At 67.6% G+C, this 15,493-nt stretch carries 12 protein-coding genes, 2 tRNA genes and 2 pseudogenes; 7 read left to right on the top strand and 9 right to left on the bottom strand.

The genetic code is table 11. The annotated features are described in order from the left end of the window. Positions 1–17 precede the first annotated feature (17 nt). The 4 genes from dnaG (at position 18) to def (ending at position 3,573) form a co-directional block, all read left to right on the top strand. Positions 18–2,033, top strand: coding sequence for a DNA primase (gene dnaG / locus BQ8008_RS05560; RefSeq protein ID WP_108833147.1), 2,016 nt, complete (start codon positions 18–20; stop codon positions 2,031–2,033). Between the two features lie 49 nt (positions 2,034–2,082). Beyond that, positions 2,083–2,649, top strand: a complete 567-nt coding sequence (locus tag BQ8008_RS05555; RefSeq protein ID WP_108833146.1) for a hypothetical protein — start codon at positions 2,083–2,085, stop codon at positions 2,647–2,649. 90 nt (positions 2,650–2,739) lie between these two features. Continuing rightward, positions 2,740–2,811, top strand: a tRNA-Asn gene (locus BQ8008_RS05550). Positions 2,812–3,081: 270 nt separating this feature from the next. Continuing rightward, positions 3,082–3,573: a peptide deformylase gene (gene def / locus BQ8008_RS05545; protein ID WP_108834711.1), complete on the top strand. Its 492-nt coding sequence runs from the start codon at positions 3,082–3,084 to the stop codon at positions 3,571–3,573. Between the two features lie 109 nt (positions 3,574–3,682). Here def and BQ8008_RS05540 read toward each other — a convergent pair whose 3' ends face one another. The 4 genes from BQ8008_RS05540 to BQ8008_RS05525 form a co-directional block, all read right to left on the bottom strand. Then, a complete protein-coding gene (locus BQ8008_RS05540; protein ID WP_108833145.1) occupies positions 3,683–4,183 on the bottom strand; it encodes a DUF3145 domain-containing protein in 501 nt (166 codons plus the stop codon). 165 nt (positions 4,184–4,348) lie between these two features. Further along, a complete protein-coding gene (locus BQ8008_RS05535) occupies positions 4,349–5,602 on the bottom strand; it encodes a beta-ketoacyl-[acyl-carrier-protein] synthase family protein (protein WP_108833144.1) in 1,254 nt (417 codons plus the stop codon). A 6-nt stretch (positions 5,603–5,608) separates the two neighbouring features. Continuing rightward, on the bottom strand, positions 5,609–5,860 hold the full coding sequence (locus BQ8008_RS05530; protein WP_108833143.1) for an acyl carrier protein: 252 nt from the start codon (positions 5,858–5,860) through the stop codon (positions 5,609–5,611). A gap of 284 nt (positions 5,861–6,144) precedes the next feature. Next, positions 6,145–7,353: a PucR family transcriptional regulator gene (locus BQ8008_RS05525; RefSeq protein ID WP_199907940.1), complete on the bottom strand. Its 1,209-nt coding sequence runs from the start codon at positions 7,351–7,353 to the stop codon at positions 6,145–6,147. Between the two features lie 264 nt (positions 7,354–7,617). Here BQ8008_RS05525 and aspA point away from each other — a divergent pair, with 264 nt between their 5' ends. Further along, a complete protein-coding gene (gene aspA / locus BQ8008_RS05520) occupies positions 7,618–9,096 on the top strand; it encodes an aspartate ammonia-lyase (RefSeq protein ID WP_108833141.1) in 1,479 nt (492 codons plus the stop codon). A gap of 87 nt (positions 9,097–9,183) precedes the next feature. Here the strand turns inward: aspA and BQ8008_RS05515 are convergent, their stop codons facing one another. After that, positions 9,184–9,831: a DUF3060 domain-containing protein gene (locus BQ8008_RS05515; protein WP_108833140.1), complete on the bottom strand. Its 648-nt coding sequence runs from the start codon at positions 9,829–9,831 to the stop codon at positions 9,184–9,186. Positions 9,832–9,939: 108 nt separating this feature from the next. Further along, the gene (gene aceE, locus BQ8008_RS05510; protein ID WP_108833139.1) at positions 9,940–12,693 is read right to left on the bottom strand and encodes a pyruvate dehydrogenase (acetyl-transferring), homodimeric type; all 2,754 of its coding nucleotides are present in this window, start codon (positions 12,691–12,693) and stop codon (positions 9,940–9,942) included. A gap of 398 nt (positions 12,694–13,091) precedes the next feature. Between aceE and BQ8008_RS05505 the strand changes: the two genes are divergently transcribed. Both BQ8008_RS05505 and BQ8008_RS05500 read left to right on the top strand, forming a co-directional pair. Then, positions 13,092–13,496: a DUF3052 family protein gene (locus BQ8008_RS05505; RefSeq protein WP_076131796.1), complete on the top strand. Its 405-nt coding sequence runs from the start codon at positions 13,092–13,094 to the stop codon at positions 13,494–13,496. Between the two features lie 165 nt (positions 13,497–13,661). Beyond that, a tRNA-Val gene (locus BQ8008_RS05500) sits at positions 13,662–13,737 on the top strand. Positions 13,738–13,790: 53 nt separating this feature from the next. Here BQ8008_RS05500 and BQ8008_RS05495 read toward each other — a convergent pair. The 3 genes and pseudogenes from BQ8008_RS05495 to BQ8008_RS13975 all read right to left on the bottom strand — a co-directional run. After that, positions 13,791–14,690 (bottom strand): alpha/beta fold hydrolase, encoded by a 900-nt coding sequence (locus tag BQ8008_RS05495; RefSeq protein ID WP_108833138.1) that lies wholly within the window; start codon positions 14,688–14,690, stop codon positions 13,791–13,793. A gap of 38 nt (positions 14,691–14,728) precedes the next feature. Further along, positions 14,729–14,955, bottom strand: a pseudogene (locus BQ8008_RS13655) (aminotransferase); the annotation flags it as partial. A 133-nt stretch (positions 14,956–15,088) separates the two neighbouring features. Beyond that, positions 15,089–15,145 (bottom strand): annotated as a pseudogene (locus tag BQ8008_RS13975) (hypothetical protein); the annotation flags it as partial. Positions 15,146–15,493: the final 348 nt, after the last annotated feature.

The raw sequence follows: 15,493 nt of genomic DNA, 5'->3' as shown, positions 1-15,493 counted from the left end.
TCGCCTACCATGGCCCTGTGGCGGGACTGATCAGGCGCGAGGACATCGAGGCAGTGCGCGAGCGTGCCCGGATTGAGGACGTCGTCGGCGAGCACGTCACCCTCAAGAGCGCCGGGGTCGGTTCCCTCAAGGGGCTGTGCCCCTTCCACGACGAGCGCACCCCCTCCTTCCACGTCCGCCCCCAGCTGGGCTACTGGCACTGCTTCGGTTGCGGTGAGGGCGGGGACGTCATCACCTTCATCGAGAAGATCAACCACCTCGGTTTCGCTGAGGCCGTCGAGTATCTGGCGGACCGCACCGGGGTGCAGCTGCGCTACGAGGAGGGCGGCGCGGTCCGGCGAGGAGTGGAACCGGGGACCCGCCAGCGACTCATGGACGCCAACCGGCTGGCCGAGGCCTGGTTCCGCGAGCAGCTCGCCACCCCGGAGGCCCAGGCGGGCCGCGACTTCCTGACCTCCCGGGGCTTCGACCGCCATGCCGCCGCGCACTTCGGCGTCGGCTACGCCCCCACCGGTTGGGACAACCTCGCCCGCCACCTTCGCAGTGCCGGCTACACCGAGGCCGAGCTGGTCGACTCCGGGCTGTGCAGCCGGGGCGGACAGGACGGGCGCCGTGTCTACGACCGCTTCCGGGGCCGCCTCATCTGGCCCATCCGCGACGTGACCGGAGCGACCGTCGGCTTCGGGGCCCGCAAACTCTCGGAGGATGACCAGGGCCCCAAGTACCTCAACACCCCTGAGACCCCCGTCTTCCACAAGAGCCAGGTCCTCTACGGGCTGGACCTGGCCAAGCGGGAGGTCGCCCGCTCCCACCGCATCGTCGTTGTCGAGGGCTACACCGACGTCATGGCCGCCCACCTGTCCGGGGTGACCACCGCCGTGGCCACGTGCGGCACCGCCTTCGGCGCCGACCACGTGCGAGTCGTGCGCCGCCTGCTGGGCGATGTCGACGACCCCGCGGCTGGCGTCGTCACCGGGCAGGGGCGCGAGGCCCGCGGAGGCGAGGTCATCTTCACCTTCGATGGCGACGCCGCCGGCCAGAAGGCCGCCCTGCGCGCCTACGCCGAGGACCAGCGCTTCGCCACCCAGACCTTCGTGGCCGTCGATCCGGGTGGTCTGGATCCCTGCGACCTGCGCATGAAGGAGGGGGACCAGGGCATCCCGCGCCTTCTCTCCAGACGGGTGCCGCTGTTCGAGTTCGTCATCCGCACCTCCCTGTCCCACCTGGACCTGGACACCTCCGAGGGAAGAGTGCGCGGGCTGCGCTCAGCGGCGCCGGTGGTCGCCGGTATCCGAGACCGGGCGCTCAAGCGCGAGTACACCCGCAGGCTCGCCGGGTGGCTGGGACTTCCCGACGCCGAGGTCCACAGCGCCGTCCAGGCTGCCCAACGGCGCGGAGCACAGCCCTCCGCGGGGCGCGGCGGCCAGTGGCCCGCCGACGAGACCGCCGGCCCCGACGCCGCAGCCCCGGTACGGGGCCTGCCGCCGGTCACCGACCCCGTGGAGCAGCTCGAACGCGAGGCCCTGGCGGTCATCATCCAGTTCCCGGTGGCGGCCCACCGAGCTGGTGCCGACGACCTGGGGGCCGACTCCTTCGGCCAGCTCACCCATCGAGCCGTCTACGAGGCCGTCGCCGCCGCCGGAGGCGCTGGGGAGGTGCCGGGGCTGGTGCAGCAGGCGGTGCGCGCAGGAATGGGGGAGCAGGAGGCGCAGCGCCGGGCCACGCAGCGCTGGCTCCAGCAGGTGCGCGACGGCGCCATCGGCCTGGTCGAGGCCGCCATCACCGAGCTCGCCGTGGCCCCCCTGCCATTGCCGACCATCCGGGGGCGCGGCACGGAGGTGGACGCATTGGGACTGGACCGCTACGCCAAGGGTGTGCTCAGCTCCCTGGCCGTCATGGGCATCAACCGCCAGCTCGTAGAGATGCGCTCGCGGCACCGGCGGATGTCCCCGCAGGATGAGGGCTACCGCGAGCTGTTCTCCCAGATCGCGGCCCTTGAGCAGCGCCGCATGCGCGTCCGGCAGGGAACCTGACACCTGCAGACGGCCCACTCGGGGAAGCTGGGCGGGTAGCCTGGCCGACATGCCGATCCTGCGACGTCGTCGAGGCTCATCCGCCCGATCCGCTAGAACGCTGCCCCTTGAGATGCGTGAGCAGCTGCGTCAGCCCGCTCTGGGGGCCGTTCCTCTGGACGAGGACGGCTCCGCATGGGCAGTGGCCACCACTGACGCCCTCGTCGTCTTCAGCGGGCATAGTGAGCCCGAGCACTACGCCTGGGACGAGGTGGAGCAGGGCTCCTGGGACGCGGGTGAACGAGCCTTCACCCTGCGATGGACGGACCTGGATCGTGACGACCTCGTCCTGAGTGTTCCGGCAGGGACCCGTGACGGCAACACCTACGCTTCCACCGATGTCGCTCCCTTCGCCAAAGCGCTGCGCCAACGTGTGGAGGCCGCCATCGTCCACAGCACCGTAACGACGCTTCCCAGTGGTGCTGCCGCCACGGCCAGTGTTCGTCGCGGTGCCGACGGGAACCTGTACTCCGTGACCCGACCGACGATGTCCCAGGTCTCAGATGAGGAGGATGCTGAAGCGCTTCAGGCGCTGGAGAACCGCGTCAGAGAGGGTGTGGGGCTGCACACACGGTAGGATGTCCCAAGGATTGCAGCGTTTCTAGCGATTTGCCGGATTCGACGTTGCTGCGGGATATTGCTAAAGTTCACTGCGCGTCAAACGCATTCCTGCGTAGCTCAATGGCAGAGCATCCGACTGTTAATCGGACGGTTGCTGGTTCGAGTCCAGCCGCAGGAGCCCATCGCTCGGAGCCCCAGTCCTACCGGCTGGGGCTCCGTCGTTCTCCGGTATGGGTCATCGGCATGAACATGTCGCAGTAGACGGCGTTCCGGTCTTTGAGAGTGAGCGCGTACGCGAACTGTGAGGCCCGTTGGACCTTCACCGTCTCCCGGGGAGTCTGCGCCGATGATCACGGTGTCCGACTGATCCTGCTCCGGTGCAGCACGTGCTCTGCTCCACGATGGGCCAAGCATGACCTTCCCGCTCGGGTCATGGGAGGATGCCGCCATGGCATACCGCGACATCCGCATCATCGGCGACCCGGTCCTGCGCACCGAGTGCGACTGGATCACTGACATCGACGACTCCGTCAAGGCCCTGGTGGAGGACCTGCTCGAGACGGTCGATGAGGACGGCCGGGCGGGCCTGGCGGCCAACCAGATCGGGGTCGGCCTGCGTGCCTTCTCCTGGAACATTGATGGCGAGATCGGCTACATCCTCAATCCCAAGATCGTCGAGCTCTCCAAGGACGAGTACCAGGACGGGGACGAGGGATGTCTGTCGGTGCCGGGGCTGTGGTTCCCCACGGAGCGCGCCTGGTACGCCCGGGCCGAGGGCACCGACCTGGACGGCAAGGAGGTCGTCGTCGAGGGGGAGGAGCTCATGGCCCGCTGTATCCAGCACGAGTGCGACCACCTGGAGGGGCGCCTCTACCTGGACCGCCTCGACCGTAAGAACCGGGCTCAGGCGATGAAGGAGCTGCGCGCACAGGGCCTGTAACGGCTCTTCAGGACATACGACGGGTGGGGCAACAGACTGGAAAGTCTGTTGCCCCACCCGTGCTACCTGACGGCGACGATGAGGCGGCGGTTCCGCGTTCCTTGGGCCTCTAGCCCACCCGGTGCAACCAGCGTACGGGCGCACCGGCCCCTGCGTAGCGGAACGGCTCGAGCTCGTCGTCCCAGGCCTGCCCCAGGGCCAGATCCAGCTCGCGGCGCATCCTCGCGGGATCAGCCGCGTAGACGAGCGCAGCACGGATCCGGTCCTCGGGGACGACAACGTTGCCGTGAACATCCGTCTGGGCGTGGAAGATCCCCAGGTCGGGGGTGTGGGACCAGCGGCCGCCGTCGGTCCCCACGCTCGCCTCCTCGGTGACCTCGTAGCGCAGGTTCGCCCAGCCGCGCAGGGCGGAGGCGAGGCTGGCACCTGTTCCGGCTGGGCCCACCCAGCTGGTCTCGGCTCGCATCATGCCCTGAGCCGCAGGCTGCTCGGTCCAGTCCAGGTGGACACGTGAACCGAGCACCTCGGCCGCCGCCCACTCAATGTGGGGGCAGAGAGCCCGAGGTGCTGAATGCACGAAAAGTACACCGCGGGTGTAGGCACCGATCATGAGTATCGCCTCCTGGTTGGTTTCGAGATTCGCCTTCCCCAACGGTCTCGACCCTCAACCGGGCTCATGTCATGACGTACGCGGCATGCACGGCTATTGTGCCCGACGGCGGCAGGCCAGGTCCAGCCGGGTGGGTCACAGCCGACGGCACCCGGTGCCGGCCGCCTACTCCCGGGTGAAGACGAGCGCGACGTTGTGCCCCCCGAATCCGAACGAGGTGCTGGCCGCCGCCTCAAGCCCTGGCAGATGGCGCCCCTGCGGTCCGACGACGTCCAGGCCGAGTCCGTCCAGCTCCGGATCCAGCCCGGCTGGGAGAAGCGTCGGCGGAGCCCACCGCTCACGCAGCGCCATGATGGTCAAGACGGCCTCCAGACCACCGGCCCCGCCCAGGAGGTGGCCGGTGGAGGACTTGGTCGCGCTGACGGCCGCGCCCGGCGTGGTCCGGGTCAGGACACCCGCCTCCACGACGTCGCCGACCGGTGTCGAGGTGGCGTGGGCGTTGACGTGCCCGATGGCGCTGGCGTCAAGGCCCGCTCGATCCAGCGCCAGCAGCAGTGCCCGCTCCTGCTCCGCGCCAGACGGCTCGGGGCGGGCCACATCGTAGGCGTCAGCGGTCACCGCCGAGCCGGCGAGCACGGCCAGGATCTGTGCGTTGCGGGACAGGGCGTGCTCGGCGCTCTCCAGAACCAGGATCCCGGAGCCCTCGCCCAGGACGAAGCCGTCACGGTCCGGCGCGAAGGGGCGTGAGGCGGTCGCTGGGTCCTCATTGCGTGTTGACAGAGCCCTCATGGCGCCAAAGGCGGCCACCGTCATTGCGTGGAGGGCTGCGTCCGTACCGCCGGCCACGACGACGTCGGCCCGCCCCAGTGCGATGAGGTCCGCGCCGTAGGCGATGGCCTCAGCGCCTGAGGCACACGCCGACACCGGGGCGTGAATGCCAGCGCGTGCACCCAGCTCGATCCCGACAGCCGCCGCAGGGGCATTGGGCATGAGAGCGGGAACGGCCGTCGGCAGGACTCGCCTGGGACCCTTGTCCCGCAGGATGTCCCACGCCTCCATGACGGACAGGACCGGCCCCATTCCGGGCGACACGGACACCGCGAGGCGTTGCGGGGCGACCTGCGGCGAGCCCGCGTGCTCCCACGCCTGGCGGGCGGCCAGCAATGCGCACTGGCTGGCGCGGTCGAGGCGGCGTATCTGGCGGGCCGTGAGCAGTTCCTCAGGATCGATCGCCAGGGGAGCGCCGATGCGCACCGGCAGCTCGTACTCCTCCGCCCATTCTGGTTCGAGGGAGCGAACCGCACAGGTGCCTGCCTGCAGGGCTCTCCAGGTGGAGTCGGTGTCACCGCCCAGCGGGTTGACGGTACCCAGACCGGTGACGACGACGTCTCCGGGACTGCAGACCGCTGCCGGAGGCATGACGTCTCAGGCCTTCTTGGTATTGACGAGGTCCACCAGGGCTCCGACAGTGGGGAGCGTCGGGATGAGGGAGTCGTCCAGAGCGACACCGAAGCGCTCCTCGACCTGGGTGGCGATTGTCAGCAGCCCCAGCGAGTCGACGTCGAGGTCCTGGGCGAAGGTGGTGGAACGAGTGATGTCCTTGACATCGACACCGGACTCCTCGCTGACGATGTGGGTGACGACGGACAGGACGTCGTCGTTGCTCTGCTCGGCCATGATGGCTCCTTCTGCTGCCGCAAGAGGCCGGTGTGGCTCCTTGTGGCCCTGTGGTTGGAAGATCGGTGCGGTTCGCCGGTGGCGGTGCCGCAGGTGAGACCATTGTCCCAGACGGTGGTGAGCTTCCCGGAATCGGCGTCCCACCGAGACGCCGTGACCGGCCCTCTCCGACGGAGTGGATGGGCCGGTCACGTGGGTGGGCGTGGGATGGGTGCGGGGATCGGCAGCGCGACGAGCACGGGACCGAGCCGCTGTTCCTTCGCCTCCGGGACCAGGTGGGCGGGTCAGTCCTCGCGGCCGACGGCCAGTCGACCCACGATGATCGCCATGTGCAGCATGAGGCCGTCGCGCGCGTTGGTCGCGTCCCAGCCGACCTGCTCGCTGACCCGTCCCAGCCGGTAGCGCACCGTGTTGGCGTGGACGAACAGGTTCCGTGCCGTGGCCTCCAGACTTCCGCCCAGGGCCAGGTAGGTGGCCACCGTGCTCTCGAAGGGATCACCCATCTCGTGGAGAGGGGCGTGGACCAGGCTGAGGATCTGCTCCCCGGCCAGCTCGTCACCTGCCAGGAGGCGCTCGGGAAGGAGGTCGTCGGCGTGGACGGGGTTGGGAGCCTCGGCCCATCCCGGCAGGGCGCGCAGCCCGGCCAGGGCCGAGCGCAGTGAACGGCCCGCGTGGGAGATGCCCGAGACCACGGGGCCGACGACGGCGGAGCCGCCCAGACCGCCCGCCACCTGCATCGCCGCCTGATCCACCAGCTGCTCGGCGTTCTCAGCCCGAGAGCCTGAGGAGGAGTGCCTGGAGGACGGAGCATGGGCCTGTGAGCTGCCTCCCAGGACGATGAGCACGGAGTCGCCGCGCACCGATACCAGGCAGTCGCTGGCGAGGTTCCTGCACTCATGCCGCAGCCGGGAGACTCCGAGTGCGTCCAGGGTGGTCTTGGCGGCGATGGTCGCCACCGGCCCGGTACCGTTCCAGCCGGCGGTTCCGGCGCGGGTGGCGGCGTCCTGGGGATCGTCATGGAGCATCGCGTCAACGGCGACGGACTCGAGCCTGGCGTCCCAGGCGCCTCTGGCCTCGGCGGCGCGGGCGTAGACCTCAGCGGCCGCGAAGCCGACGTCGCGGCCAAAGGTCAGGACGAGGATGCGGACCGTGTCATGGTCCTCGTCGGGGACGGCGCGAGGGGCCTCGTCGACCACGACGTCGAGGACCGTGCGCACCAGTGCCAGGGTCTGCTCCAGCGTGATGACTCCGGTCAGGGCCGCAGGCGCGACGGAGAAGATCTGGGAGGGAACCAGCGGGGTGGAGGGGCTCTCCGCGGAGTCGACGAACATCGTGACACCCAGGCGGGCCACCGCTGCGATCTGGTCGCGGGATCCTTCCGGCAAAGTTCGGTAGAAATCGTGGGCCGAACTGATGCGGTCCAGTGAGTGTTCAATAATTGTGTCCTGCGCCTGTCGCAGTGCAGACACCCCCGGAGCGCTCAACTCATCCATGCTGTGGATGTTACCGACTGGAATATCGTTATGACAGTAGGTTCTTGATTGGCGCGGCGTGTGATTCGACACGAGTTTGTGTTGAAAATACGGGGATAACCAAGAGTGGCGCGTCGGCCAGGCTGCGCGGATTAGGCAGGTTACAATAGCGTAACCATTGTGGAACCCATGGTGAGTGAATCTGCAATGACCTGCGTGTGCGTACCGTGTGTCAGCATGGATGCGTGCCCGTATGCACTCAACTAGATGATTCGGAGGCTCAAGATGATGCAGGCAACCCGTACGGAGGAAGATCTTCTTGGTGCACGGGAAGTGCCCTTGGAGGCCTACTGGGGAATCCACACGCTGCGGGCGATGGAGAACTTTCAGATCTCAGGATCGGTGGTTGGCGATGAGGAGGCTTTTGTTCGTGGCATGGTGCAGGTCAAGAAGGCCTCGGCGTTAGCAAACAGTGATCTTGGGGCCCTGGATCCGGAAGTTGCGGGCGCCATCGTATGGGCGTGTGATCAGGTGCTGGTTGCCGAACGATGCCTGGATCAGTTCCCGGTCGATCAGTTTCAGGGAGGAGCGGGTACCAGCGTCAACATGAATACCAATGAGGTGATCGCCAACCTTGCGCTGGAGTACCTGGGATACGCCAAGGGCCGCTATGACATCGTCAATCCCAACGACCACGTTAACAAGTCCCAGTCGACGAATGACGCCTATCCGACCGGATTCCGCTTGGGGCTGTTCGCGCTCGTCGATTCCCTCATCGATGAGCTCGAGCGCCTCATCGCCGCCATGCGCGCCAAGGGGGCCGAGCTGGTCAACGTCCTGAAGATGGGACGCACCCAGCTTCAGGACGCCGTCCCGATGAGCCTGGGGCAGGAGTTCGAGGCCTTCGCTGTTCTCCTGGAGGAGGAGGTCGGCAGGCTTCGCAACAATGCGGCCCTGCTGCTGGAGGTCAACCTCGGCGCCACGGCCATCGGCACGGGACTCAACACGCCGCCCGACTATCAACGGACCGTCGTCGACCGGCTTCGCGAGGTCACCGGCCTGGATGTCCGAGGAGCGCAGGACCTCCTGGAGGCCACGAGCGACACCGGTGCCTACGTCTCGATGCACGCTGCTATCAAGCGCCTGGCGGTCAAGCTGTCCAAGATCTGCAACGACCTGAGGCTGCTGTCGTCCGGGCCTCGTGCGGGCCTGGGGGAGATCAGGCTGCCTGAGCGGCAGGCCGGCTCCTCCATCATGCCGGCCAAAATCAATCCGGTGATCCCGGAGGTGGTCAACCAGGTCTGCTTCAAGGTCATTGGCAACGACGTCGCACTGACCTTCGCTGCCGAGGCCGGCCAGCTCCAGCTCAATGTCATGGAACCGGTGATCGCCCAGGTCATCTTCGAGTCCATCAACCTTCTCACTCGCGGAATGTCGACCTTGCGCGAGCTGTGCGTCGTGGGGATCGAGGCCAATGAGGAGGTGTGCCGGCGTAACGTCTTGGAGTCGATTGGAATCGTCACCTACCTCAATCCGGTGATCGGTCACCACAATGGTGACCTGGTGGGGCGCGAGTGCGCTCGTTCTGGGCGCAGCGTGCGGGACGTGGTCCTGGAGATGGGGCTGCTCGAGGAATCGGTTCTTGATGAGATTCTCAGCCCCGAGAATCTTCTGCGTCCTCATTTCCGTGACCTGAAGGTGTATTCCGGATCCGATCCGTCGACCCCTCCTGCGGTGCCGACGGCGCTCGAGCCGGGAAACTGACTCGACACGCCCTTCGACGATCGGGCTGCGGATAGTGCGGTGACCCGCTTCCGCCTGTATAGCGGAGTCCGCTTGTTCTCTACCGTGTCACGAGAGCACGCTGCAGGAGCGAATGATCGGGGCGTGGACGTCTTTACCGACCACATTGAGACCTTGCGGATCAACCTTCGACTGCGGCGGACGGGAGCGCCAGAAGACGTAATTGAGATTGTCGCCGTCGCTTGATCCAAATGTGACTTTAGTGGCGGCTTCGATCCAGATGGTGTTGTCAAACCCGTGAACGGTGAGTGACTCGATCTCTCCTTCGATGATGACCACCAGGTTTGTTGCGGTGATTGTTACGTCCCGTGCGCCGGCCGAGACCTTGACCACCTGATCGGTGGAGAGCTCGCCTTCGGTGACGTTGACCTGCTCGGAGGCGGGAACAACCTTGGTGACCTGGGCCTCCGCCTGAGCGCGATTGTCCTCCTCATCGTTGTCGGTCAATTCGTCGTCGTACTCGCGTACCTCTGAGGCCGTGCAGTTCCCGTACTCCATCTGGTCAAGAGGCTTGGTGAGATCCGGCTCGTCCGTGGGCTCCTCGTCGTCCCTGTCGGCAGCGGTGGTCTTGTGGGCATGGCTCGATGTGGCGGAGGACGGACCGGCGAGGAGCGGTCGGCCGATCGAGCAGCCTGACACGGTGAGCAGACACGCGGCCAGAAGGGAGACCGAGCACAGGAACGGGGATCGGGACACTGGAAGACCTCTTTCGACAGACGTGGCAGTGCCGGTGGAACGAGGAAGAACTCGTTCCACCGGCACTGCAGTTGGTCAGTGTGTCCAACTATAGCCGCATGGCCGGGATCAGGACTCTCCGCCCTGGGACCCGGAGGTGCCCGCGTTGACGTTGGTCAGGTCGTAGCGCGCCACGGCCTCAGCCAGGACGGAACGGTCCAGGCGCCCCTGCTCCACCAGCGCCTGGAGAGCACGGACCACCACCGACTGCGCATCAATGAGGTAGTGACGCCTGGCGGCGGCGCGGGTGTCGGAGAATCCGAAGCCATCGGCGCCCAGGGTGTAGTAGTCGCCGGGAACCCAGGCGCGGATCTGGTCGGGAACCAGGTGGTCGTAGTCGCTCGTGGCGATGAAGGGACCGCTGGCACCCGAGAGCTTCTGCGTCAGGTAGGGGACCTGTCGCTCGGCGTCGGGAGCCAGGAAGTTGGCCTTCTCGACCTCCAGTGCCTGGCGCCGCAGCTCGTTCCAGCTGGTGACGGACCAGGTCGTGGCGCGCACGCCCCACTCCTCGGCCAGGATGCGACGAGCCTCCTCGACCCACGGCATCCCGACGCCGGAGGCCAGCAGCTGGACCTCGGGCCCCTCGCCGTCGGGGGCGGAGCTGATGCGGTGGATGCCGCGCAGAATACCCTCGACGTCGACGCCATCCGGTTCGGCGGGCTGGTGGATCGGCTCGTTGTAGACCGTCAGGTAGTACATGACGTCCCGGTTGCGGCCCGAGTCCGGCCCGTACCAGCGCTCGAGGGCGTCACGCACGATGTGCCGGATCTCGTAGGCGTAGGCGGGATCGTAAGTGACGACGGCGTCGTTGGTGGCTGCGATCATGGGGGAGTGGCCGTCCATGTGCTGGGTGCCCTCACCGGTCAGAGTGGTGCGCCCGGCGGTGGCCCCGATGATGAAGCCGCGGGCCAGCTGGTCGCCGGCGGCCCAGAACTGGTCCCCGGTGCGCTGGAAGCCGAACATCGAGTAGAAGATGTAGACCGGGATCATCGGCTCGCCGTGGGTGGCGTAGCTCGTGCCGGCGACCTGGAACAGGGAGACCGAGCCCGCCTCGTTGATGCCGGTGTGCATGAGCTGGCCGGAGGTGGACTCCCGGTAGGACAGCATCATGTCGGCGTCGACCGGCGTGTAGTTCTGACCCTGGGTGTTGAAGATCTTCTTGGTGGGGAAGAGTGACTCCAGGCCGAAGGTGCGTGACTCGTCGGGGATGATCGGCACGATGCGCCGACCGATGCCCTTGTCCTTGATGAGCTCCTTGAGCAGGCGCACGAACGCCATCGTGGAGGCGACCTCCTGCTTGCCCGAGCCGCCCTTGAGGATGTCGTAGGTCTTGTCCCCCGGCAGCTCGAGCTCGATGCCGGCGTCGCGGCGCTCGGGGATGAAACCGCCGAGCTGACGGCGCCGGTCCAGCATGTAGAGCAGCGAGGGGTCGTCGTCGGCCGGCCGGTAGTAGGGCGGCATCTTCGGGTTGGCCTCGAGCTGCTCGTCGGTGATCGGGATGTGGAGCCGGTCGCGCAGGGCCTTGAGGTCGTCCACCGTCAGCTTCTTCATCTGGTGGGTGGCGTTGCGGCCGGCGAAGTGGCCGCCCAGCAGGTAGCCCTTGACGGTGTGGGCCAGGATGACGGTGGGCTGGCCCTTGTGCTCCGTGGCGGCCTTGTAGGCGGCGTACATCTTGCGATAGTCGTTGCCGCCGCGCTGGAGGGCCCAGATCTCGTCGTCGGTCCAGTCCTTGACGAGCTCGGCGGTACGCGGGTCCCGACCGAAGAAGTGCTCGCGGACGTAGGCGCCGTCATTGGCCTTGAAGGTCTGGTAGTCGCCGTCGAGCGTCTCCATCATGAGGTGCTCCAGGGCGTGGTCCTTGTCAGCGGCGAGGAGCTGGTCCCAGCCACGGCCCCAGACCACCTTGATGACGTTCCAACCGGCGCCCTTGAAGAAGGCCTCGAGCTCCTGGATGATCTTGCCGTTTCCGCGCACCGGGCCGTCGAGGCGCTGCAGGTTGCAGTTGACGACGAAGGTGAGGTTGTCGAGCTGCTGGCTGGCCGCCAGCTGCAGCATGCCCCGAGACTCGGGCTCGTCCATCTCGCCGTCGCCCAGGAAAGCCCAGGTGTGCTGCTGGGAGGTGTCCTTGATACCGGCGCCCTGAAGGTACTTGTCGAACCAGGCCTGGTAGATGGCCTCGGCGGGCCCCAGTCCCATGGAGACGGTGGGGTACTCCCAGAAGTCCTCCATGCGGCGGGGGTGCGGGTAGGAGGGCAGGCCGCGGCCGCCGGCCGGGCGGGACTCCTCCTGGCGGAAGCCGTCAAGGTCAGCCTCGCTCAGGCGGCCCTCGATGAAGGCGCGGGCGTAGTTCCCGGGGGAGGCGTGGCCCTGGAAGAAGATGTGGTCGCCGCCACCGGGGTGGTCCTTGCCGCGGAAGAAGTGGTTGAAGCCCACCTCGTAGAGGGTGGCGGTCGAGGCGTAGGACGAGATGTGCCCGCCGACCCCGACTCCAGGGCGCTGCGCCCGGGTCACCATGACGGCGGCGTTCCAGCGCAGCCAGCGTCGGTAGGTACGCTCGGCGCTCTCGTCGCCGGGGAAGTAGGGCTCGTTGGCGACATCGATGGTGTTGATGTACGGCGTCGTCATCTGGGCCGGCACCGTGACGTTCTTCTGACGGGCCTGGGCCAGCATGCTCAGCAGGATGTAGCGCGCCCGCTTGGCGCCCTTGTCCGCGATGAGGGCATCGAGAGACTCGTGCCACTCCTTGGTCTCCTCTGGGTCGTTGTCGGTCACCTTCGTCAGGAGGCCGTCAATGAGCGGCGTGGAGTCACTGGTGGGGCTCACGGAATCCTCTTTCCTCGCGTCTGTGCGGTGGGCCCGAGCCTCGCTTGCGCGCCGTGGGACCGAAAAAGGCATCGGCGTACGGTGCTGAAGTCAGGCCGCTGTGGACGATGGCCCTAATCTACGACCTGCGGCGGTGCTGACGCTGCCCCAGGCGGGAGGAAAGTCCTACCTCACGTATGGTGTGGGCCACATGACTGAGGGTTGGATCCCGCATCCCGGGAGCCATGAGAGTCGGGGAGCCCTCGGCGGCTCCCGAAACAGTGTTCAAAGCAAAGTTCAAGGTAATCTGAAGAGCGTGTTCACTTGCGCGGCCGGCACTGGGTGAGGTGGGCTAGTACCCATCGCCCAGCAGGGGGCGAGCGAGAGACGGGCGCAGCCCAGAAGGACGGTGTGAGGAAGTGGCGAGTACAGCGGGTGGGGCTTTCGGCTTCGCCTCCGGTCTCATCATCCAGGAGTTCGGCTACGACGACGACGTCGACGAGACCTTGCGGCAGGTGGTTGAGGCAGAGACCGGAACCACTCTGGTGGACGAGGACTATGAGGACGTGGCCGACTCGGCCATCGTGTGGTGGCGTGATGACGACGGCGACGTCGACGACCTCACCGACCTCCTGGTGGATGCTCAGGCCAACCTCGACGGCGCAGGTCTCATCTGGGTGCTGACGCCCAAGGCGCGCACCACCGGGGCCGTCCCGACCGCAGAGGTGGAGGAGGCGGCAGCGACCGCCGGCATGCACGCGACCTCTGCTGCCTCGATGGGGCAGCACTGGAGCGGAATCAGGGTCTCCAGTCGGGGACGCTGAGAGGGGCCGTGGCCGACGGAGGCGCCCTGCTCTACGAAAGACGGAGATGATTAGTGGTCTGCGTAGTGGGGACGGTAGAGTCGTCGGCCGAGACGGCCCGCGCCGTCAACTGCATGTGCGGACACCTGGAGCACGGTAAGAGTGCTCTCGGAAACGTCCGTGCTTGGACCTGTAGCTCAGTTGGTAGAGCAACGCGTTTACACCGCGTCGGTCGTCGGTTCGAGTCCGGCCGGGTCCACCACAGGCGTGACCTCGTCACTCGCGCGCCCGCGAACGGCCGCGCCCGCAGCAGCCTCAGGCACCGTCCCGCGAGCCGAGGCGTCGAGCCAGGCCGGCGACGACGTCGACGAGATCCGTGATTCCCGGGTCCTCGATGGGGAAGTGGCTGCACTCGCGCAGCACCACCAGTTCGGCCGGACCCGCGGCACGCGACAGCACCCGGGCGCTGAGCTCGACCGGCGTCCACGAGTCCCGGCCGGGGTGCAGTAGCGTCACCGGCGTGCGGTTGCGCTCGGGCGGGGTGTGCGTGAATCGCAGGTAGGAGGCGAGGAACCCCAGGGGGACCTTGGCGGCGCCCCCGCGTGGGTCGACGGCGCACAGACGAGACAGCGCGCGGTTGCGGCTCATCCGCCGCAGGTTCGCCACGGCGCTCATCGGCACCATGGTGCGCGCCAGCCCTCCGCGGGCGAGCGCCGACAACGGCCCGCTCAGGACGCCCAGTGCTCCCGCACGCGTCATGTGCGCCCGGGCGCGCCAGTGCCCCGGGTCGAGCAGGCACGTGGCGGCCACCGCGCTCACGTACGGCGAGCGGGTCGCCACCTCGTAGGCGAGCAGGCCGCCGATGCTGGCGCCCAGAAGCACCAGGGGACGGTGGTCACGCTCGGCCTCTACGAGGTCGACGAGGAGGTCGACCCAGGCGTCGTAGCGCACGGCCGCGGGATCCGGTGACGTCGTGCGCCCGTACAGAGGCAGGTCGACGGCGCTGACGTCGATGCCGCGTGAGGCCACCAGCGCGGCGATACCCGGGGGCGCCGCCCCATGGATGAGCAGCACTCGGGCCGGCGCCCCCGGGTCGGGTGCACGCGCGATGTGCACACGGTGGCCGTGCCACCGCCACCACGTCGACTCAGGCACCAGCGAGGCCGCGCGCTGGTGGTGCGGCGGCAGGAAGGGCACGTACGGATTGGCCGGCATGCGTCGATGCTAGCCGCGCGACCCGCGGCGCCCGCGTTTCATCGCAGAGAGTCCACGAACCCGCCCAGCCGCTCAAGACCCAGGGCGATCTCCTCCCGGCTGGCCGTGTAGGACAGGCACACGTGCGTGCCGGCCGCCGCCACCCCGAAGTCGCGCCCCGGGGTCAGGGCCACCCGCGCCTCCTCCAGTGCTCGCACACAGAAGTCCCAGAGGACAGCCCCGTCGCCGACACGTCGAAGTAGACGTAGAAGGCGCCGTCGGGCACCGCAGAAGCGGCAAACGATGGTGCTCTTCAGATGATGATTGTGCATGCGTTGCCGCTCGCCGTTGGTGTGGGCTGCCAGGATGTCTTGCACCGTCTGCCAGGTGGCAGCGTCCACCAGTGGCTCGTGCTGTCCCGCGTACTCGACGCCCTGGAAGGTGACAACGCCCTTGTAGTGGGGGTGGCGCAGCAACTTCTGCAACCGCTCGACTGAGACGGGGTGGCCGGTTTGTGGGCTGTTGGTGGGACGGTGAGGTCGCGATTGTTGAGATGGTCGGCCAACGTCCGTACCGTCCAGTTGCCTGTCACATACTCCTGGAAGGCCAGCCGGATCAGCGGTGCGTGCTCCTTATCGAGGGCGACGGTACGGACTTCTCTCCCGTTCTCGTCGCGGCGGCGGACGTTGCGGTACCCCAGCGGTGCCTTGCCCAGCAGTCCAGAGAGTGCGCGGCGGCCGATGGCGGCGCAGGACTGGCCGGCGATATAACGCTGCTTGGCCTGACGCTTCTGCTCGTCGTTCAGGCCGCGCGGCCGACGGGCG

This window comes from Actinomyces sp. Marseille-P3109 (assembly GCF_900323545.1).
Taxonomy (GTDB): domain Bacteria; phylum Actinomycetota; class Actinomycetes; order Actinomycetales; family Actinomycetaceae; genus Actinomyces.
Note: the sequence above shows the minus strand (reverse complement) of the source record. Positions and strands in the feature narration are given on the sequence as shown.

Bases quoted from the DNA above. Each gene is read 5' to 3' on its own strand.
- BQ8008_RS05525 (WP_199907940.1), bottom strand. From the start codon at position 7,353: ATGGATGAGTTGAGCGCTCCGGGGGTGTCTGCACTGCGACAGGCGCAG.
- BQ8008_RS05555 (WP_108833146.1), top strand. From the start codon at position 2,083: ATGCCGATCCTGCGACGTCGTCGAGGCTCATCCGCCCGATCCGCTAGA.
- aspA (WP_108833141.1), top strand. From the start codon at position 7,618: ATGATGCAGGCAACCCGTACGGAGGAAGATCTTCTTGGTGCACGGGAA.
- BQ8008_RS05540 (WP_108833145.1), bottom strand. From the start codon at position 4,183: ATGATCGGTGCCTACACCCGCGGTGTACTTTTCGTGCATTCAGCACCT.
- BQ8008_RS05530 (WP_108833143.1), bottom strand. From the start codon at position 5,860: ATGGCCGAGCAGAGCAACGACGACGTCCTGTCCGTCGTCACCCACATC.
- BQ8008_RS05495 (WP_108833138.1), bottom strand. From the start codon at position 14,690: ATGCCGGCCAATCCGTACGTGCCCTTCCTGCCGCCGCACCACCAGCGC.
- def (WP_108834711.1), top strand. From the start codon at position 3,082: ATGGCATACCGCGACATCCGCATCATCGGCGACCCGGTCCTGCGCACC.
- BQ8008_RS05535 (WP_108833144.1), bottom strand. From the start codon at position 5,602: ATGCCTCCGGCAGCGGTCTGCAGTCCCGGAGACGTCGTCGTCACCGGT.